This is a genomic window from Rhodoferax potami (assembly GCF_032193765.1).
Lineage (GTDB): Bacteria > Pseudomonadota > Gammaproteobacteria > Burkholderiales > Burkholderiaceae_C > Allorhodoferax > Allorhodoferax potami.
Genome location: NZ_JAVBIJ010000001.1, coordinates 1,462,882 through 1,482,899 on the forward strand (window position 1 = coordinate 1,462,882; position 20,018 = coordinate 1,482,899).

Consider the following 20,018-nt stretch of genomic DNA (forward strand, 5'->3'; position numbering starts at 1 on the left):
CAACCGAGACAAGCCACCCAACAAAAACGGGCCCGAAGGCCCGTTTTGGAAAGCAAACACCGCAGAGGGTTTACTTCTTCTCCATCATGGCTTTGCACTCTGCCTTCATCTTGTCGTCGGCTTTGGCAGCGTCCATCTTCTTGCACTCTTCCATTTTTTTGTCGTCTTTCATGGCACCGCCGTGGGAGGCAGCGAAAGAACCGAAAGAGGCTGTGGCAAGGACGGAAGCAACTACTACGCTAAAAATCTTGTTCATGGTTAGACTCCAATGACAGGTTTTGAACCACCGGGATAGATGGCCTGCCAAATATACGCCACTTATGAAAAATTTGCCTAAGCTAATACAAATAACGGTATGGATGTGGTCTGCAGTCCTCGCGGGCGGTTTGGCAAGTCAGGCGGCAATAGCAGCCCCCTTTGTCCCGACCTCCGACAACCAAGTGCTGCAAAAGCTGCCGGCTCGTGCCGCTGACCCGGTTGCAAAAGAGCTGGCCACCCTGCGCAGCTCCGCAAGCCAGCGCCCCAAAGACCCGGCCACCCAAGCTGCGTTGGTACAGCGCTATGTGGACCTTGCCAATGCGCAGGGTGACCCGCGCTACATCGGTTACGCCGATGCGGTGGTGTCTGCGTTCGCAGGCCCCCTGAGCCCCGAATTGCTCACCTTGAAAGGCGTATTGCGCCAGTACCGACATGATTTTCAAGGAGCCCTGCAGGATTTTGCCCAGGCGCTGACCTTAGACCCGAGCTACGCCCAAGCCCACGCCTGGCGGGGCGCCATCTATCTGGTGCAAGCAGACTACAGCGCCGCCCGCAAAGAATGCACCGCCTTGAAGCAACTCGGCCGCGACGCCCTGCACGGCGCCTGCTTAGGCTTAACCCAAAGTTACTCCGGTGATCTGCCAGCAGGGTACGAAACTTTGCGCCAAGCGCTCGCGCAGGCCCGCTCGACGGCTAGCCAGTTGTGGCTGCTGACAAGAATGGGCGAAGTAGCCGCCTGGCAAGGGCAGACGGCCATCGCCCGGCAGCATTACCAGCAAGCGCTGGCACTGGGTCAGGACGATATTTACCTGCTGGCCGCCTGGTCCGACTTTTTGCTGGACAACGGTCAGGCTGCCGACGTTGTCAAGCTGTTGTCTACCTGGGAGTCAGCCGACAGCTTGCTGGTCCGCCTTGCTATTGCGGAAACACTGACCGGTAGCCCCAAGGCTGCTGTCCACGTCAAGATGCTGGCCGACCGCTTCGCCGCGGCCCGCGCAAGGGGCGATACCACCCACCTCGCCGAAGAATCACGGTTCGAGCTACAGGTCCGCAAAGATGCACCCACAGCCCTGCGCTTGGCCCAAGAAAACTATGCGTACCAGCGCGAACCCCGGGATGCGCGGGTGTTGCTGGAGGCCGCTGTGGTGGCTAAGCAAGCCCCAGCGGCCCAACCTGTTGTGGACTGGTTGAGCGCCAGTAATTTCGGAGACCTCCGGATGAAGCAACTCGCCAAGGAGCTGAAATGAAGTGGCGCTTGATTCTTGTTTTGCTGCTGAGCCTTGGCTGGCTCCCGGCACAGGCTCACAAAGCCAGCGATAGCTATCTGGCACTCAAGGTAGACGGTAGCCAGGTCAGCGGACAGTGGGATATTGCACTGCGCGACATCGACTTTGCCCTGGGTCTCGATGCCAATGGGGATGGCGACATCACGTGGGGTGAAGTGCGAGCCAAACACGGCGAAATCGACGCCTGGAGCACCAATGCACTGACCGTGGAGCGTGGCGGGCGCTGCCCACTGCGCGTGACCGAGCACTTGATTGATGAGCATACCGATGGCGCCTATGCGGTCATGCGTTTGCAGGGGGAGTGCCCTGCAGCGGATGCCGACGTGTCGGTGAACTACCGGCTGCTGTTTGGTGTGGATGCCCTGCATCGCGGCCTACTTCGCCTGGATCTGGATGGGGAAACCACCTCCTCCATCTTTTCGCCGGAAACACCCCAGCAGCAGTTCAAGCCCAAAGCCCTCTCCGGTCTGCGCCAGTTAGGCGGATTTTTGGTGCAGGGGGTATGGCATATCTGGATCGGGTTTGACCATATTCTTTTCTTGCTCGCATTGCTCTTGCCTGTGGTGCTGGTTCGGGAGGGAAAGCGTTGGGTGCCGGTCGCCCGCTTCCGGGATGCGAGTCGTGAAGTACTGTGGGTCGTAACCGCCTTCACCATCGCCCATTCGATCACCCTGTCACTCGCGGCTTTGCAGTTGATTGAGTTGCCTTCGCGCTGGGTGGAGTCGGTGATTGCACTCTCGGTAGTGTTGGCGGCATTGAACAACATTTACCCGATGGTCGGCGAGCGGCGGTGGGTCGCAGCCTTTGTGTTCGGGCTGATCCACGGCTTTGGCTTTGCGAGTGTGCTGGCAGACTTGGGCCTGCCAAGCCATGCCCTGGTCTTAAGCCTGGTCGGGTTTAACGTGGGCGTGGAGCTGGGGCAGCTGGCCATCGTGGTGGTCTTTTTGCCACTTGCCTACGTCATGCGCAAGACGCGCTTTTACAAGCAAGGCGTGTTTATCGGAGGCTCTGTACTCACCTTGTTGCTGGCTTTGGTGTGGTTTATCGAGCGGGCTTTTGATATTCAGTGGATGGCAACATAGGTCACGCCGCCATCCACACCGCATCGGCAATGAGCTTGACCGACACCACAAACAAACTGACCTGCACGATGCGATAAAACCACTGGTCAGCCAAGCGCCGTGTCAGGTAAGCGCCTGCGAGCGCCCCCACCAGCGCAAACGGTACCAGCCACGCGGCGTAATGCAACGATGCGGTCGAATAGGGCCGCAAGTTTTGGTACGGAATGATTTTGGCAGCATTGATCACTGCAAACACGATGGTGGAGGTGCCTGCAAACGCAGCCTTCGGCAACTTCTGGGGCAGCATGTACACCTGATATGGCGGCGCACCGGCGTGTGAAATAAAACTGGTAAAGCCGGCCAAAGTCCCCCAGAACCAGCCCTTGGCCAGGTGCGGTGGCTGTGCGATGGCTGCATTCTGGTTTCGCAGCCAGAGGTTGAGACAGAACCCCACCCCCACCAAGCCGATCATCAACATGATCGCGCGGTCCGACACCATGGACGCCGTAGCCCAACCAACACCGACTCCCAAGATTCCTGCAGGGATGAGAATTTTCAAATTCGGTGCACTGAATTCACGCCGGTACAGCCATACGCCAGCGACGTCCGAAATCACAAAAATGGGCAGTAACAACACCGCGGCTTGAACCGGCGACATCGCCATGGACAAAATAGGCACCGCCAACATGCCGACCGCAGGCAACCCCCCTTTGGACGAGCCGACCAGAAAAGCAGCCAAGCCGGCCAGCAGAAACAGTGCATCAAATGTCATGCACAGATGATAGTGGCGCCCTCCCGTATTCGGCCTTACTTGCCGCCCAACCCCATGGACCGGGTGATCACTTCTTTCATGATCTCATTGGTGCCGCCGTAGATGCGCTGCACCCGGGCATCGGCATAGGCGCGGGTGATGGGGTATTCCCACATGTAGCCGTAGCCGCCGAAGAGTTGCACACATTCGTCCATCACCTTGCACTGCAGGTCGGTGGTCCAGTACTTGGCCATGCTGGCAGTGGCCGTGTCGAGCTGGTCTTTGCCGATCAGCTCGCAGCATTTGTCCACAAACACACGTGCCACTTGCACTTGGGTTTGCAGTTCGGCCAGGACATAGCGCGTGTTCTGGAAGCTGGCCACAGGCTGGCCGAACACCTTGCGCTCTTTCACATAGTCCACCGTCCAGTCGATGGCCGCCTGGGACGCTGACACCGCACCGATCGCAATCTGCAAACGCTCCCAGGGCAACTGCTCCATCAGGCAGATGAAGCCTTTGTTTTCATAGGCCGCACCGCCCAGCAGGTTCTCGGCGGGTACGCGCACATTGTCAAAAAACAGCTCGGAAGTGTCTTGGGCTTTCATGCCCATTTTCTTGAGGCGTTGGCCCACACTGAATCCGGGCATGCCGCGCTCCACCAGCAGCAAGCTGGTACCTTTGCCGCCGGCCGCCGGGTTGGTTTTTGCCACCACCACCACGAGGTCGGCATGCCAGCCATTGGTGATGAAGGTCTTGCTGCCATTGAGCAGGTAGCTGCCGTCAGGCTGCTGGATGGCGGTGGACTTGATGCCCTGCAGGTCCGAGCCGGCCGCCGGCTCGCTCATCGCAATCGCGCCCACCATCTCGCCGCTGGCCAGCTTGGGCAGGTACTTGGCTTTTTGCTCGGGCGTGCCGTAGTGCAGGATGTATGGCGCCACGATTTCGCTATGCAGCCCGAAGCCGATGCCGGTAAAGCCGCCGCGGGCCAGCTCCTCCATCTGGATCACCGAATACAGCTTGTCCGCCTCGGAGCCGCCGTACTCCTCCGGCATGGTCATGCACAAAAAGCCGTTCTCGCCGGCCTTGTTCCACACCTCGCGGGCGACATAGCCCTGCTCTTCCCAATCTGCATGGAAAGGCGCGATTTCCTTTTCCATGAAGCGGCGGAAGCTATCGCGGAAAGATTCGTGGTCCGGGGTGAACAGGGTGCGTTCGATCATGGTGTCACCTAGGGAAAGTCATTAGTTATTTTTACAAAGCGTTTGCTTGGTAAAAACAATATACTGCAAAACAGCTTGCAGGCGCCAGCGTGCGCACCCGCATTCCCCAGACAACACCGGAGACCCCATGACCGAAGCCTATGTGTTTGACGCCATCCGCACGCCCCGTGGCAAGGGCAAAAAAGACGGCAGCCTGTATGAAGTCAAACCCGTCACCCTGCTCGCAGGGCTGCTGACTGACCTGCAACAGCGCCACCAGTTCGACACCGCGCAGGTGGACGATGTGGTGATGGGCGTGGTGTCCCCGGTAGGTGACCAGGGCGCTGTGCTGCCCAAAGTGGCTGCCCTGAAAGCCGGCTGGGACTTCCAGTGCGCGGGTGTGCAGATCAACCGCTTCTGTGCCTCCGGCCTGGAGGCGGTGAACATGGCCGCGCAAAAAGTGCGCTCCGGCTGGGAAGACCTGGTGGTGGCCGGCGGCGTGGAAAGCATGAGCCGCGTGCCTATTGGCTCCGACGGCGGTGCCTGGGCCATGGACCCCGAAACCAATAGCCAGACCTGCTTCGTGCCCCAAGGCATAGGCGCCGACCTGATCGCCACGCTGGAAGGCTTTACCCGCGCGGATGTGGATGCCTATGCGCTCGAATCGCAACGCCGCGCCACCAAGGCACAAGCTGCTGGTTACTTCGACCGCTCTGTCATGCCGGTCAAAGACAGCCTGGGCCAGACCATTCTGGCGCGCGATGAGTTCATCAAACCCGGCACCACCCTCGAAGGCCTGGCCGGCCTCAAGCCTGCTTTTGGTGACATGGGCGGCATGGGCTTTGACGCCGTGGCGCTGACCCGCTACCCGCAGGTGGAGCGCATTCACCATGTGCACCACGCCGGCAACTCGTCGGGCATTGTGGATGGTGCAGCTGCAGTGCTGATCGGCAATGAAGCCGCTGCCAAAGCCCACAACCTTGCCCCGCGCGCCCGCATCGTGGCCACGGCCTTGAGCGGCGCTGACCCCACCATCATGCTCACCGGCCCCATGCCCGCCACACGCAAGGCGCTGGCCAAAGCCGGGCTCACTGTGGACGACATCGACCTGTTTGAAGTGAACGAAGCCTTTGCCGCGGTGGTGATGCGCTTCATGAAAGAGATGAAGGTGCCGCACGACAAGGTCAACGTAAACGGTGGCGCCATTGCGATGGGCCACCCGCTGGGAGCTACGGGCGCCATGATTCTGGGCACGCTGATTGACGAGCTACACCGCCGCAAATTGCGCTACGGGCTGGCCACCCTATGTGTGGGCGGTGGCATGGGTATTGCCACCATCGTCGAGAGACTTTGAAGTCTTTTCGACCTCTAGCGCCCATCGATATTGCGCGAGCAGCTCCTAATTCCATAGCATTTTCACCCACACCATGAAAACCATTCGCTACTCCCTGGACCACGGTATTGCCACCATCACCTTTGATGAACCGGACTCCCCCGTCAACACCATGTGCCTGCAATGGCTGCAGGACATGGATGCCGTGGCCGCACAGGTGCTGCAGGACAAAGACAGCATCACCGGCATCCTGCTGGCGTCTGCCAAAAGCACCTTCTTCGCCGGCGCGGACCTCAAAGCGGCCATGCGCCTGACCCCGGCGGATGCGCCGCGCATCTTTGAAGAAATAGAGCGGGTGAAGCGCAACTTCCGCACCATTGAGACCCTGGGCAAGCCCGTGGTCAGCCTGCTCAACGGCACGGCTTTGGGCGGCGGCTGGGAGGTGGCGCTGGTGGGCCACTACCGCATCGCCGTGGACGACCGCAAAACCCAGTTCGGCCTGCCCGAAGTCACCTTGGGCTTGCTGCCCGGTGCCAGTGGCGTGACCAAGATGACGCGCCACCTGGGGCTGATGGGCGCACAGCCTTATTTGGTGGAAGGCAAAACCTTCAACCCCACCGAGGCCAAAGGCCTGGGGCTAGTGCACGAGCTGGTAGCGCCCGGCCCCGACGCCGCAGGCGAGATGCGCGCCAAGGCTTTGGCTTGGATTACCGCCAACCCGACAGCCCAACACCCCTGGGAGGCCAAGGGCTACAAAGTGCCCGGCGGCTTGCCCAGCAGCCCGGCAGTGGCAGGCATGTTGCCGATTGCGCCCGCGGTCATCAAGAAAAACACCCGGGGCCTGTACCCCGCGCCCGAAGCCATCATCGCCTGCATGGTCGAGGGCTTGCAGGTGGACCTCGACACCGCGTTGCGCATTGAAAGCCGGTACCTGGCCAAGCTCATGTCCGGCCCACAGGCCAAGGCCATGATCAACACCTTCTTCTTCAACCTGAACGCCATCAAGAGCGGCCAGAGCCGCCCGGCTGGCGTGCCCCGCTTCAAACCCACCAAAGTGGGCCTGCTGGGAGCCGGCATGATGGGTGCCGGCATTGCCTACAGCCAGGCCAGCAAAGGCATCGCCACCGTGCTCAAAGACGTAAGCCAGGAAAAGGCCGACCTCGGCAAGAGCTACAGCGCCAAAATCACCCAAGGCCGTGTCGACAAGGGCCGCATGAAAGCCGAGGCCCAGCAACAGATCCTCGACCTGATCCACCCCACCGGCAGCGTGGCGGACCTGCAAGGCTGCGACTTGATCATCGAGGCCGTATTTGAGAACCGCGAACTCAAAGCCAAGGTCACCCAAGAGGCCGAGCCGCTTTTGGCACCGGGTGGATTTTTTGCGTCCAACACATCTACCTTGCCGATTACTGGTCTGGCCAAAGCGAGCGCCAAACCCGAGAAATTCATCGGCATCCACTTTTTCAGCCCGGTCGACAAGATGAAGCTGGTCGAAATCATCAAAGGCAAATCCACGGACGATGAGACCGTGGCCCGCGCTTTTGACTACGTGCAGGCACTGGGCAAGTTCCCCATCGTAGTGAACGACTCGCGGGGCTTCTTCACCAGCCGCGTGTTCGGTACCTTTGTGATGGAAGGTGCGGCCATGCTGGGTGAAGGCATTCCCGCTGCGGCGATCGAGAACGCAGGCATACAGGCCGGCATGCCGGTGGGCCCATTGGCCGTGCTGGACGAAACCGCCCTCACCTTGAGCCTGCACGTGATGGACCAGACCAAAAAGGACTTTGAGGCCGAGGGCAAGACCTACGTCGCCACACCTGGTGAACTCGTGGTCGAGAAAATGGTGAAGCAGCACAACCGCCCCGGCCGCGCCGGTGGTGCAGGCTTTTACGAATACCCTTCTGAGAAAGGTGCCAAGAAGTTCCTCTGGCCCGAACTCAAAGGCCTGTTTGAAAAGCCCGACGTCTCTTGGAACATCACCGACCTCAAGGATCGTCTTCTCTACCGCCAAGCGGTGGAGACAGCGCGCTGCCTGGTCGAGGGCGTGCTGACCAGCGTGCACGATGCCAACATCGGTTCAATCTTCGGCATCGGCTTCCCGGCGTGGACCGGTGGCGCCATGCAGTTCATCTATGGCATGGGCATCGACACATTTGAGACTCGGGCGGCCGCTTTGGCCACACAATTCGGAGGCGGTTTTGCCTTGAGCGATGATGTGCGCGCCGCCATCCGGCGCTTCGAGCCGGTGTACTGACAACCGTAAAACCACCTACCCATGCTCGCCAAACTGCTGCAACGTTTTTTACTCGCTTTGGTGATTGCCGGCGTGGGTCTGGCCATGCTCTGGCATGGAGCTACGGGCGATATGCTCATTGCCACTGTGCTTTTGCCATGGCTGGCCGTGGTGCTGAGCACGGCGTACACCATGTTGAAGAGCCGCGCCCCGGCGGAACCGGCCGGCGCGTTTTACCGGGCCTGGTGGGGCGAGACCGTTGCCAACTTCCGCACCTTTGTGCTGCGCCAACCCTGGGCTGACAAGCGCCCGCCCCTGTTGCCTGCAGACCCGGGCCCCACTCGGGTGCCGGTGCTGCTGGTGCATGGCTACTTGTGCAATCACCGGCTCTGGGACGATATAGCCCCCCGCCTGCAGGCCCAAGGGCACACCGTGCTGGCGATCAATCTGGAGCCTTTGTTTGTCTCCATAGACCACTATGCGGCCCACATCGAGAAGTCAGTTCAACACCTGTTGCAGCACAGCGGCCAAACACAGGTGGCCTTGGTCGGCCACAGCATGGGCGGTCTGGCGATTCGGGCTTGGATGCGGCAACACGGCAGTGAGCGGGTGGCCCGTGTCCTGACGTTGGGAACGCCCCATGCCGGCACCAAAGCCGCCAAAAAGGCCACGACCCTCAACGGCCGCCAAATGCTGTTTGACAGCGCCTGGCTGCAAGGCCTGGCGGAATCTGAAACCCCTGATCGGCGCGCCTTGATCCGGATTGCGCTCACCCCGCAAGACAACATTGTGTTTCCCCAGCGGGCACAGGTCTTGCCCGGTGTGAAGCCGGTGGTGTTCGACGCCATCGGCCATGTGCAAATGGTGAGCACACCTGCCGTGATGGACTGGGTGGCCACCCAGCTCCACGACTTGCCCGCACAACCCACACCCTCTGAAGCCACCGTATGACCGACCTGACTGTCCGCAGAATTCTGATCGACCTCAACACCCCGTTTGCGGTGCGCTGGAATGGGGGCGACGCATTTCGCAGTGCGTTTTTTAATGCGCTGTCCATGAGCTTCCCGCTGGGTGAGCAGTACTTTATGGACTCGGTCCGCGCCGGCCTCAAAACCCTGCCCGAGGACGAGCGTGCACGTTTTGCCACCGAGGTGCAGGGCTTTGTGGGCCAAGAGGCCACCCACCGCCGCATCCACAGCCTATTCAATGCGCAACTGACCCAGCAGGGTTTTGACAATGCGCTGGAGCGGCGCGCCACCCGGCGCTTGGAGGCCAATGCCCACCGCGATGTTCGCATCCATGTGGCGGCCACGGCGGCCACCGAGCATCTGACGGCCATCTTTGCCGACTGGATGCTGAGCCACCCCGAGGCCCTGGAGGGCAGCGAAGAGCGCCTCAAAACCCTGTGGCTCTGGCACAGCGCTGAAGAAAGTGAACACCGCAGCACCGCGTTTGATGTGTACCACGCGATCGGTGGCAACCATGAATGGCGGCTGCGCCTGTTCCGCTACATCACGATCACCTTTTTCAGTGATGTGGCGCGGCAAACCGTGCGCAACCTCTGGCACGACAAGGCCTTGTTCCGCTGGAGTACCTGGCGCAGTGCTGCCAGCTTTTTGTTTGGCGCCCGGGGGCTTATCCGCAGCAACCGCGCGCAATGGCGCGAGTATTTGCGCGAAGACTTTCACCCGGGCCAGCAGGATGGCGCCCGATCGGAACAGTGGCTGCGCGACAATAGCTCCCAGTTCACTGTGGTGGGGCAACCCACCTAACCCGCCTGCATGCCGCCCAGCCCGACCACCACCCCAAGCCCCACCTCGCGCGCGGCACCCCGCTCTAAAACGGATCTGTTTGTTTCTTTCTCGCTGCTCGCCTTACAGGGTTTTGGCGGCGTGCTCGCAGTCGCCCAGCGCGAACTGGTCGATCGCAAACAATGGCTTACCGCCGAAGAGTTTGTGGAAGACTGGGCCGTGGCCCAGATCCTGCCCGGCCCCAATGTGGTGAACCTCTCGCTGATGCTGGGCGACCGCTACTTCGGGTGGCGCGGCGCGCTGGCCGGTGTGGCGGGCATGCTGAGCTTTCCGCTGGTTCTGGTGCTGATACTGGCCGCCGCCTTTGCCGGTGTGGCCGATAACCCGCAAGCCCAAGGCGCACTGCGCGGCATGGGCGCGGTAGCGGCCGGACTCATCATCGCCGCCGGCCTGCGCCTGGTGCCGGCCCTCAAAAGCAATGTCATGGGCCTCGGCGCTTGCCTTGCATTAATGGCGGCCACCTTTATAGCCGTGGCCTTGCTGCGCGTACCGCTTATTTGGGTCTTGCTGGGCTTGGGCGGCTGGGGATGCATCTGGGCCTACCGATGCCTAGGCCGTCTGACGGCCCAAAAGGAGGCCTCATGAGCATCACCCTGACTGCTGCCCAGTGGTTCGAGCTCTTCACGCACTTCGCCTCGCTCTCGCTACTTGCGGTGGGCGGTGCGATCACCACGGCACCGGATATGCAGCGCTTTCTGGTGGTCGAGAAGGGTTGGCTGGACGCCGAGCAGTTCAGCAACAGCATTGCGCTCGCACAAGCGGCGCCGGGGCCCAATATTTTGTTTGTGCCGCTATTGGGCTGGACTATCGGCCTTAACGCCGCAGGCGGCCTCGGCGCCGGCTGGTATGGCTTGGGCTTGGCCATGCTGGGCGTATTTTTGTCGATGCTGGGCATCATGCTGCCCAGCAGCATCCTCACGTTCACAGCATCCCGATGGGGTCACCGCAACCGGGAGCTGCGCGCCGTGCGCGCCTTCAAGCAGGGCATGGCGCCCCTGGTCATTGCGCTGCTGGTGGCCACCGGCTGGATTCTGGCGGCCAACCACAAAGCCGACACCCACCACCTGGCGCTATGGGCCGTCACGGCGGTGAGCACCCTCCTGGTGTGGAAAACCAAGATCCACTTGCTATGGCTGCTGGGTGCAGGTGCCATAGCCGGGTGGATGGGCTGGATTTAGCGCGGGTTCTCAAAGAACAGGTAGTTGGAGCCGTAGTCGCTGATTTCAAAATACACCTTCTTCTCGCCGCTGTCCGCGATGAAGTTCAGGTTTTCGTCCAGCACCCCATAGCCAAAGCGGTAAGGCCGTGGCTTGCCGTCGTCGGTTCCCATGGCGGTACTGAGCTTGTCGATTTTGATGAAACGACGCACCAGCTTGTCCCCGGCGTAGAACTCCAACACGCCATTGGTGCCGGTCCAGTTCTGGATCTCGCGACCCAGCTTGTTTTGTTGCTCCTGGGTACAGGCGGCCAAGCCAAATAAGAGCGCAGCGCCCATTAAAACTGCGCAAGCTGCTCTCAATTTAGTAGCAAACATCGTCACACTCCCGGTTTAGAAAATGCAGGGGCTGCCACAGAGCGCTGACGCAGCGCCTCGTACAAGCACACGCCGCTGGCCACGGACACATTCAGGCTCTCTACCGCGCCTTGCATCGGAATGCTGACCAACTGGTCGCACGTCTTGGCGGTGAGCTGGCGCATGCCGTCGCCCTCGGCACCCAGCACCAGAGCCACCGGACCTTTGAGATCGGCCTGGTACAGGTTGCTGGGGGCCTGGTCGCTGGTGCCGATGATCCAGATGTTGCGCTCCTTGAGCTCATTGAGCGTGCGCGCCAGGTTGGTCACCATGAAGTAAGGCACCGTCTCGGCGGCTCCACTGGCGACCTTGGCGACCGTGGCGTTGATGCCGGCGGCGTGGTCCTTGGGGGCAATCACGCAGTGGGCGCCGGCGCCATCAGCCACCCGCAGGCAGGCACCCAGGTTGTGGGGGTCTGTCACGCCGTCCAGTACCAAAATCAGGGGCTGGGTACGTTGCTCCGGCGGGAGTTCGGCGTTGGCGGCTTCGAGGTTTTCGAGCAGTTCATCCAGCGAATGCACTTGTTTGAGCTCATGCACCCGCGCGGCTACACCTTGGTGGCCGTGGCTGCCGGCGAGTTTGGCCAGGCGCATGCCATCGGCTTCAATCACACGCACGCCTGCCTCAGCCACCCGCTCCAGAAACTGGCGCATGCGGGCATCACGGCGGGTGGGCTCGTAATAAATTTCAACGATGGACTTGGGCGCGGTCTTCAAACGCACACCGACGGCGTGAAAGCCGAATAGAACTTTGGGAGATGACATCCCCCGATTATCGGGGGTGGCGCCCGAATGCCTTCGCATCGCCGCCTGACGCTCCGACCAGACCCGCAGAATTTCAACAGAAAAAGATTCATTTTTATTATTTAAAATGTTTTAATGTGATAAAAATTTAAAACAAAATCCATGCCCTACTCCGACATCTCCGCGCTCACGGTGAGTAAGCCCGCTGCTTGGCTCATGGGTTTGCCCCCCTGGGCCGCCAATGGTGTGTGCGCATTGAGCTACTTGGTGGTAGCGGTGCTCATGCACCTGCTGTTTGCGCTGCCGCATCCCCTCCCGGTTGCGGGCTCAGCGGCAGCGGGGGTGGCGGTAGCGGGTGCGCTGATGTGCGGTCGCCAAGTGTTGCCCGGCCTGTGGCTCGCTCGCTTTGCCTGGGACTTGTGCCTGAACGACGGCAACCCGGATCACCAAGCACTCTGGCTGGCGGCGTTGGGGGCCACCGCGCTGGTGATCCAGACCGAAGTGGCAAGGCTGGCGGTGCTGATCCTGCAAATTTTGCCCAGCAAATTGCGTCGTTTGCGCAAGAGCATGCAGATTGCCGGCGCTGGCTTGCTGGGTGCCGGTATCGGCACCGGGGTTTATCTGCTGGGTCTGGTCTTTCTGCCCACCGCCCCCTCGGTCAGCCACTGGGGCCTGCAGGCGGCTGCCCTGTTGTTGCCTGAATGGGCGGGCATTGCGATTGTGTTGCCCATGACCATTCTTTGGCTCCAGGATGACAGCTGGCGCGAAGCGCGCAAATGGCGCGTCACCTTCTTGGTGGGATTAGCCGCCGGCTTGACACTGGCACTCACCGCCCGGGCGCTGTGGACCGATGAGCGGTTGACCTTGGCCCGCTTGCAAGACTCCAACACCGCCCTAGCCCAACGTATCACCACCGATTTGCACAGTGTCGAAACCTCTGTAGGTATCTTGCAAAGCCATTTGCGAACCAGCTTGCGGACGCAACCCGACGATTTTGCGGACATGGCAGCCGCCATCCGCACCGGCTCCCCCCATGTGCAGGCCCTGAGCTGGAACCCGCTGATTGCCGATGCTGACCGAGCGCCGTTCGAGGCGCGCCTTCGCAAGGCCTATGGCCCGGACGCCGGTTTGCGGGATCGCACGGCAGAGGGCACTCTGGTGCCCAGCGTGCAGGCAGCTTTCTATGTGGCAGTGGAGCACATCGCCCCGCTCGAGCTCAACCGACCAGCGCTAGGTTTGAATATCCATGCCAACCCGGTGCGCCGCGACGCCATCGACCAGGCGATTGCCACAGGCCGGCCTGCCACAACGGCCCGGGTTCAGCTCGCCCAAGAACACGGCAAGTCATGGGGTGCGCTGTACCTGAGCCCACTGTACGACGCGGCACCCGGGGCCGGCACGCGCTTGCCGGTCGGCTTTGCTGTGGCGGTGTTGCGCATGGAAAGCCTGGTGGGCAGCGTGATTGCCGCGCTGCGATTTAGCCAATTCAGGGTGCCGGATGGCGGCGCAAACGGCCCGGAAGTGGTGGCCTACCGCTTTGTCGACCAAACGCCCTCTGCCAACGGTCAACTTCTTTTTGAAGACAGCGCCGTGCTGGCGCTGCCCATCCGCAACCCCTTGCACACCTGGCCCTTATTGGCGCTACCGGCACCGGGGCCCAGTGCCGAGGTGCTGTCGTTCAGCGACCGCCAATACCGCTTCGAGGCCCAACCCAGTGGGCACTTCTGGCGTCAGCAACTCAGCAAAACCCCGTTTCTTGCGATGGCGGTGGGCATCTTTTTCACCTGGGTGACGCTCGCAGCCAGCTTAGTGCTCAGTGGCTCTACCCAGTTGCTCACCCTTGCGGTTGAAAGGCGCACCCGGGAATTGCAGGCCACAGACGCCGCGCTGCAGCACACCAACCTGCGCCTGGAGCAGCAATCGGTGCAACTGCGATCGGTACTCGAGGCTACCAATCAGGGCTACATGGGCTTTGATGCTGACGGCCTGCTGGTACTAGGCAATGACAAAGGGTTTGAGCTGATCGCCCTGCCCGCCGGCGAGGACCGGCAGAGCTATGTCACGGTGGCACGCCATATCGGGCGCAATTTTCAACTGGCCCAGGCCCAGGCGCTGTCCGTCACCCAGAGCATGCTCAGCGTGCGCAACCACAAGCAACACCATGTGTACCGGGATCTGATACCGGCCCGAGCGGACTTGCCTGCCCGCTACCTGGACATGCGCATCCATGCGTTTGAAGACCCCCAGCTGAGCACTATCGTGCTGCTGCACGACACCACGCCGGAGGTACAACTCGAACGCTCCAAGTCGCAATTCATGTCGTTTGCCGCCCACGAAATTCGCACTCCACTGACGGTGATCCACGGTTACGCAGACCTGCTGGCCACGCGTGAGCAAAGTGCCGCCATGGCGAAAGAGATGGGCCAGCACATCTTGCGCAAGTCCCAGGGCCTGAACCAATTGCTGCAGCGCATGCTGGACTTGTCAGAGATGGATCTGAACGGCCTCGATGTGAAGCGCACCCGCAACACCGACCTCGGAGCCCTGTGTGCCACTGCCGCGCGCCTTCTCGACCTGCCCGATGGGCGTGAGCCGCCGGTGCTGGTCCACCACGACCCGATCCCTTGGTGCCGTGTTGACCCGGTCGCGATCACCACGGCAGTCAACGAGTTGCTGCATAACGCCTATGCCTTTAGCCCACAGGGCACGCAGGTCACCCTGACCGTAGGGCCGCTGAACGACGACGCTGAAAACCCGGGTGGTGTACGGATACGCGTGCAAGACCACGGCCAAGGCATGACCCACGAGGTGCAACAGCACATCTTCGAGCGCTTCTACCGGGCAGACAGTTCGGGCAAACACCCCGGCTTCGGGCTAGGTTTGAGCACCGCCAAATTGATTGCAGACCTGCACAAGGCCCGACTCAGCATTGAAAGCACACCGCAGTCAGGCACGGTGGTGTCTATCGAGATCCCCCAAGGGGACATTTAAGGAAAATCGGGCTCTAGCGCACGTTTGATCTGCGCAATTAGCTATATTTTTTATAGCAAACGGCTGCCGGCGTAGGCGCTTACGCGGCGGGCGTGTCGGCGCAAAGTCCGCCCATCAGGCGGCCACCGCCTCAGGAACGACCCGGCCGGCTTCGATCAAAATCCGCCGGTCACAGCGGGCTGCAATGCTGCGGTCGTGCGTCACCAAGACCAGTGTGGTGCCCTGCTCGCGGTTGAGGTCGAACATCAGCTCCATGATTTTTTCGCCGGTGGCGAAATCCAGACTGCCGGTGGGTTCGTCGGCCAGCAAGACTGCGGGCTTGACTACAAACGCACGGGCCAGCGCCACCCGCTGCTGTTCGCCGCCGGACAGGACCTTGGGGTAAGAGTTCAAGCGCTGCGACAGGCCTACGCGTGAGAGCATTTCGGTTGCCGCAGATCGGGCGTCTTTACGGCCATCGAGCTCCAACGGTAGCATGACGTTCTCCAGCGCGGTGAGGTTACCCAGCAACTGAAAGCTCTGAAACACAAAACCCACCTGGCGGGCGCGCAGTGCAGCACGGGCGTCTTCATCCAGCGCAAAAATGTCTTGCCCGGCGACCCGCACGGTGCCGCCGGTCGGTGTATCCAAGCCCGCAATGATGGAGAGCAAGGTGCTCTTGCCGGAACCCGATGCCCCCACAATGGCTGCGGTCTCACGGGTATTGAGTGCAAAATCGATGTCACGCAGGATCTCCAGCGTGCCGGTGGAATCAGTCACCGCCTTGAAAACATGCTCAACCGAAATAATGGAATTGTCACGCGCAGTATGAAAATGACACGCAAACGCGGTGAGGAATTGATACACCTCGACTAACGTGCCAAGCCATCCGAACCATGGATGGGACTGGCAATGATTACGAACGAGGAGTACATGGAACTCAAGGTTTTAAGGAAGCACAGGCTGAGCTTGCGCGAGATATCGGCGCAAACTGGAATGGCAGTCAACACGGTGCGTAAGTATTTGGAGGGCGGTCCGCCGGCCATGAAGAAACTGCCGGAACGTAAAAGCAAGCTCGATCCATTCAAGGACTACTTGGCTGGACGTATTCAGGCGGCCAAGCCTGATTGGATTCCCGCAACGGTGCTGCAGCGTGAGATTGCCGCACAGGGGTATACGGGCTCCGTGCGCATCCTGCAGGAGTACCTCAAGGAGTTGCGTCCACAGGCGCGCCCGGATCCGGTTGTGCGGTTCGAGACCCAGCCCGGTGAGCAAATGCAGATGGACTGGATCGAGTTCCGCAAGTCTGGGCATAAAGACGGCATGTTGGCGGCGTTTGTGGCAACGCTTGGCCACAGCCGGGCGACCTTCGCGGAGTTTGTCACAGACATGAAGCTGGAGACACTACTGGCGTGCCATGTCAGGGCGTTCGAGAGCTTTGGTGGAGTCACCCGTGAAGTGCTGTACGACAACATGAAGACCGTCATCCTCAAGCGTGACGCCTACGGCAAGAACCTGCACCAGTTCCAGGGTGCCTTTGCTGACTTTGCGCACCACCATGGCTTTGTGCCGCGGGTGTGCAAGCCCTATCGGGCCAAGACCAAGGGCAAAGTCGAACGCATGAATGGCTACATCCGGCGCAGCTTCTGGGTGCCATTGGTGGCGAGTATGAAGCAGCAATGCTTGGTGGTGGACGCGGACACAGCCAATCGGGAAATGCGCACCTGGCTGCGTGACGTTGCCAATGTGCGGATCCACGGAACCACTGGGTGTGTGCCGGCACTGGCTTTGCAACAGGAGCGCACACATCTGCTGGCCATCCCCAGCGCCTACAGTGGGCGAACAGTGCGTCAATTGCAAAAAGTCACCGGTAGCGGCGCAGCAGTCCGGCCAATTCCAGCCGCGGCATGGCGAGGCCTGCAGCATCCTCTGGCGATGTATGACACGCTGGTGCACAACCAAGCCTCAGCAGGAGGACGACCATGAGCCTGCAAATGGAAAGACTGCGTGAACTGTGTGATCAGCTGCGCCTGCTCAACTTACCCGATCAGCTTGCCCACTTGGGGCAAATGGCGGCCAAGAAAGAGCTGGGGTACCTGGAGTTCCTGGAGCAAGCCTTGCGTGGCGAGGCTCTAGCCAGAGTGGAGAGAACACGCGCCATGCTCACGCGCATAGCGGGCTTCCCCGCCATCAAGACGCTTGATGAGTTTGACTTCCAGTTTGCCAGCGGCGTGCCCAAACCCCTGGTACAGGAGCTTGGCAGTCTGGCCTTCGTGGAGCGCAGCGAGAACGTGGTCTTGCTGGGCGCCAGTGGGGTGGGCAAAACCCACTTGGCCATCGCCTTGGGCTACAGGGCAACCCAGGCTGGAATCAAGACGCGTTTCATCACGGCGGCAGATCTGCTGATGACACTGAGCACGGCACTACGGCAGAACACCCTGGAAGAGGCTATCAAACGCATCGTGCGTCCCTACCGGCTGTTGATCATTGACGAGGTCGGGTACCTTCCCATGAATCGGGAACAGGCGAATCTTCTGTTCCAAGTCATTGCCAAACGCTATGAAGTGGGAAGTCTCATCCTGACCTCCAATCTGCCGTTTGGGCAATGGGACCAGACGTTTGCAGACGATGCCACGCTGACAGCGGCGCTACTTGACCGACTGCTCCACCACGCCCATGTGGTCCCGATTTCAGGAGACTCCTATCGCCTGAAAGATAAGCGGCGTGCCGGTGTGATTGCCGCCAGCAGCAATACCCTACTCAAACGAAAACGCAGTCACCTTGATACACAGGAGGAACAGGCAGCCTAAGGGCGCCAAGCAGTCAGTGGCGAGCCACTGACTGCTTGAAAGACAAGCAAAGACAAAACAGACAATCGCCCCACACAACGGTGTATCAAATCCACGCCGCGTTTGCGTTCGACAGCTGTATCAAATCGAAACTGCGTTTGACAGAATCACTCATGGGGCTCTCTCTAGTTCGTAGACACTGTATCGCGGTACTCATTCTGGCCTCTTTTGCAGGGCTAAACCCGGCGATGGCAAAGGATGCGGCACCCCGGGCAGCCAACGGCGCCAAGATCCTGATTGTGGGCGACTCCTTGAGTGCCGAATATGGCCTCAAACGCGGCACCGGCTGGGTGGCACTCCTGGAGCAGCGCTTGGGTCAGGAAAAGCTGGCCGCGACCGTGGTGAACGCCAGCATCAGCGGCGACACCACCTCCGGAGGGCGCTCGCGCCTGCCGGCGCTGTTGGCCCAGCACAAACCTACCGTGGTGGTTATCGAGTTAGGGGGAAATGACGCATTGCGCGGCCTGCCCCTCACCATGACCCAGGACAACCTGACCGCAATGACGCGCGCAGCCCAACAGGCGGGCGCCAAAGTTTTATTGGCAGGGATGCAGGTGCCGCCCAACTACGGGCAGGACTACACCAAACGATTCAGCGAGACCTTTGCCACGGTTGCCAAGAGCACCAAGGCGGCCTTGGTGCCGTTTTTACTCAAAGGCGTGGCCGACGGCCCCAACGCTGCGGCCATGTTTCAAGCGGACCGGATTCACCCGCGGGAAGAAGCACACCCCACGATTCTGAACACCATGTGGCCGGCAATAAAAAACCTCCTCAAATGACGTGCACTTGGGGAGGTTGTCCGGGATCGGGCGGCGATGCCGCCAAACTCAAGCCGCTGGAGTTTCGGCGCTAGGAGCTGCACCATCAGCAGCGGCCAATTCAGCAGCCTCGTTGGGCGTTAACTCAGGCTCATCACCTGTCTTGCGCTCGGCTTTCTGCTTGAGCTTTTCCTCTTTTTCTTCTTTTTAGCCAGTTCTTTCTGACGTTTTTCGTATCCGTAGTTGGGTGTTGCCAAAGTGTGCTTTCGTTAATTGGAGCCACTTTACCACCTCGGCCTGCGCTCACGCAGGCGGGCTGCTGTTTTCGAGGCTATCACTCGGGCTTTCCTGCCCCGGCCACTGCACCGACGCACGATAGGCATGCCATGTTGCATGGCCCAACAAGGGCCCCACGACCAACAAGCCCGCATGCCACGGAAGCATCAGCGCCCCCACCAACAAACCGCTGAGCAAGGCCCCCCACCACAGCATGACGCCCAGGTTACACAGAAACACCTCGATGCTGGTGATCGCAGCAAACACCGCATCGGTGTCGCGGTCAAGAATCATGGGAATGGACACAACGCTCAAGGCGAACACCAGCAAGGCGAACCCGCCACCGACAACCCCATAAGCCAGCACGAACTCGAGATTGTCCGGGTTGAACACCGCTTGGACTACGCCTGTCGTCGATGGCATGCCGGTGTTGAAAAACACGGCAAACACCACCAAAGAGGCTCGCCCCCACAGCAGCTCCAGCACAATCAACACAAGAACCAGCATCGCCATACTGCCCAGATGCTGGTCCCAGCAGGTGATGGAGCCACCCAAGGAGGCGGGTGTACCCGCCTCACGCCGGCGACTGACTTCATACAAGCCCATAGCTAGAAAGGGGCCGACCAGCAAGCAGCCCGAAGCGATCGTCATGGTGTATTCGGGGCTGCTGCGGAATACGGCACCCAGCACCAAGGCCATGGTGGTGAATGCGACGCCATAAAACAAGGCGATTCCGGGATGGGCCTGCATGTCCTGCAGACCGCGCAACAACCATTGCAAGGGTTCGCCCCATGCCAAGGTCGCCACAGACTTGCGGGGCGCCTCAGACGGCGGTGGAATGTAGGGTGCCGGTTCGGCATCAAGCGGCGAGGTCATGGGAGCAGCGTACGCCCTCCTCCATGCCTTGCCTACTCAGG

19 protein-coding genes are annotated in these 20,018 nt (G+C 60.7%); 12 read left to right on the forward strand and 7 right to left on the reverse strand.

Annotated features, from left to right (window positions below):
* Positions 1-70 precede the first annotated feature (70 nt).
* The gene (locus tag RAE21_RS07010) at positions 71-256 is read right to left on the reverse strand and encodes a hypothetical protein (protein WP_313880748.1); all 186 of its coding nucleotides are present in this window, start codon (positions 254-256) and stop codon (positions 71-73) included.
* Positions 257-359: 103 nt separating this feature from the next.
* On the opposite strand from RAE21_RS07010, the gene RAE21_RS07015 reads away from it, so the two are divergent.
* The gene (locus RAE21_RS07015; protein ID WP_313880749.1) at positions 360-1,505 is read left to right on the forward strand and encodes a tetratricopeptide repeat protein; all 1,146 of its coding nucleotides are present in this window, start codon (positions 360-362) and stop codon (positions 1,503-1,505) included.
* Positions 1,502-2,626 (forward strand): HupE/UreJ family protein, encoded by a 1,125-nt coding sequence (locus tag RAE21_RS07020; RefSeq protein WP_313880750.1) that lies wholly within the window; start codon positions 1,502-1,504, stop codon positions 2,624-2,626. Before RAE21_RS07015 ends, RAE21_RS07020 begins: the two co-directional genes overlap by 4 nt.
* Before the next feature lies 1 nt (position 2,627).
* On the opposite strand, the gene RAE21_RS07025 is transcribed toward RAE21_RS07020, so the two are convergent.
* Complete coding sequence (locus RAE21_RS07025) at positions 2,628-3,377, reverse strand: sulfite exporter TauE/SafE family protein (RefSeq protein ID WP_313880751.1); 750 nt, start codon at positions 3,375-3,377, stop codon at positions 2,628-2,630.
* A gap of 35 nt (positions 3,378-3,412) precedes the next feature.
* Positions 3,413-4,576 carry an acyl-CoA dehydrogenase family protein gene (locus RAE21_RS07030; protein WP_313876049.1) on the reverse strand — a complete coding sequence of 388 codons (1,164 nt, stop codon included), beginning with the start codon at positions 4,574-4,576 and terminating at the stop codon, positions 3,413-3,415.
* A 127-nt stretch (positions 4,577-4,703) separates the two neighbouring features.
* Here RAE21_RS07030 and RAE21_RS07035 point away from each other — a divergent pair, with 127 nt between their 5' ends.
* From RAE21_RS07035 to RAE21_RS07060, 6 genes are all read left to right on the forward strand, one after another.
* On the forward strand, positions 4,704-5,909 hold the full coding sequence (locus RAE21_RS07035) for an acetyl-CoA C-acetyltransferase (RefSeq protein ID WP_313880752.1): 1,206 nt from the start codon (positions 4,704-4,706) through the stop codon (positions 5,907-5,909).
* Positions 5,910-5,982: 73 nt separating this feature from the next.
* The gene (locus tag RAE21_RS07040) at positions 5,983-8,142 is read left to right on the forward strand and encodes a 3-hydroxyacyl-CoA dehydrogenase NAD-binding domain-containing protein (RefSeq protein ID WP_313880753.1); all 2,160 of its coding nucleotides are present in this window, start codon (positions 5,983-5,985) and stop codon (positions 8,140-8,142) included.
* Positions 8,143-8,163: 21 nt separating this feature from the next.
* Positions 8,164-9,072 (forward strand): esterase/lipase family protein, encoded by a 909-nt coding sequence (locus RAE21_RS07045; RefSeq protein WP_313880754.1) that lies wholly within the window; start codon positions 8,164-8,166, stop codon positions 9,070-9,072.
* Complete coding sequence (locus RAE21_RS07050; protein WP_313880755.1) at positions 9,069-9,893, forward strand: metal-dependent hydrolase; 825 nt, start codon at positions 9,069-9,071, stop codon at positions 9,891-9,893. The genes RAE21_RS07045 and RAE21_RS07050 overlap by 4 nt, the downstream gene beginning before the upstream one ends.
* 9 nt (positions 9,894-9,902) lie before the next feature.
* A complete protein-coding gene (locus tag RAE21_RS07055; protein WP_313880756.1) occupies positions 9,903-10,517 on the forward strand; it encodes a chromate transporter in 615 nt (204 codons plus the stop codon).
* Positions 10,514-11,110 carry a chromate transporter gene (locus RAE21_RS07060; RefSeq protein ID WP_313880757.1) on the forward strand — a complete coding sequence of 199 codons (597 nt, stop codon included), beginning with the start codon at positions 10,514-10,516 and terminating at the stop codon, positions 11,108-11,110. Before RAE21_RS07055 ends, RAE21_RS07060 begins: the two co-directional genes overlap by 4 nt.
* Here the strand turns inward: RAE21_RS07060 and RAE21_RS07065 are convergent.
* On the reverse strand, positions 11,107-11,466 hold the full coding sequence (locus RAE21_RS07065; protein WP_428983992.1) for a hypothetical protein: 360 nt from the start codon (positions 11,464-11,466) through the stop codon (positions 11,107-11,109). The genes RAE21_RS07060 and RAE21_RS07065 overlap by 4 nt on opposite strands.
* A 2-nt stretch (positions 11,467-11,468) precedes the next feature.
* Positions 11,469-12,269 (reverse strand): 23S rRNA (guanosine(2251)-2'-O)-methyltransferase RlmB, encoded by an 801-nt coding sequence (gene rlmB / locus RAE21_RS07070; RefSeq protein ID WP_313880758.1) that lies wholly within the window; start codon positions 12,267-12,269, stop codon positions 11,469-11,471.
* Positions 12,270-12,410: 141 nt separating this feature from the next.
* On the opposite strand from rlmB, the gene RAE21_RS07075 reads away from it, so the two are divergent.
* Positions 12,411-15,239, forward strand: coding sequence for a CHASE domain-containing sensor histidine kinase (locus RAE21_RS07075; protein ID WP_313880759.1), 2,829 nt, complete (start codon positions 12,411-12,413; stop codon positions 15,237-15,239).
* A gap of 114 nt (positions 15,240-15,353) precedes the next feature.
* Here the strand turns inward: RAE21_RS07075 and RAE21_RS07080 are convergent, their stop codons facing one another.
* Positions 15,354-16,085, reverse strand: coding sequence for an ABC transporter ATP-binding protein (locus RAE21_RS07080; RefSeq protein WP_313880760.1), 732 nt, complete (start codon positions 16,083-16,085; stop codon positions 15,354-15,356).
* 45 nt (positions 16,086-16,130) lie between these two features.
* On the opposite strand from RAE21_RS07080, the gene istA reads away from it, so the two are divergent.
* From istA to RAE21_RS07095, 3 genes are all read left to right on the forward strand, one after another.
* Positions 16,131-17,204, forward strand: coding sequence for an IS21 family transposase (gene istA / locus RAE21_RS07085; RefSeq protein ID WP_428984048.1), 1,074 nt, complete (start codon positions 16,131-16,133; stop codon positions 17,202-17,204).
* On the forward strand, positions 17,201-18,028 hold the full coding sequence (gene istB / locus RAE21_RS07090; RefSeq protein ID WP_313879687.1) for an IS21-like element helper ATPase IstB: 828 nt from the start codon (positions 17,201-17,203) through the stop codon (positions 18,026-18,028). The genes istA and istB overlap by 4 nt, the downstream gene beginning before the upstream one ends.
* Before the next feature lie 152 nt (positions 18,029-18,180).
* Positions 18,181-18,846 (forward strand): arylesterase, encoded by a 666-nt coding sequence (locus RAE21_RS07095; protein ID WP_428984057.1) that lies wholly within the window; start codon positions 18,181-18,183, stop codon positions 18,844-18,846.
* Positions 18,847-19,128: 282 nt separating this feature from the next.
* Here RAE21_RS07095 and RAE21_RS07105 read toward each other — a convergent pair whose 3' ends face one another.
* Positions 19,129-19,977 (reverse strand): DUF2189 domain-containing protein, encoded by an 849-nt coding sequence (locus tag RAE21_RS07105; RefSeq protein ID WP_313880762.1) that lies wholly within the window; start codon positions 19,975-19,977, stop codon positions 19,129-19,131.
* Between the last annotated feature and the right edge of the window lie 41 nt (positions 19,978-20,018).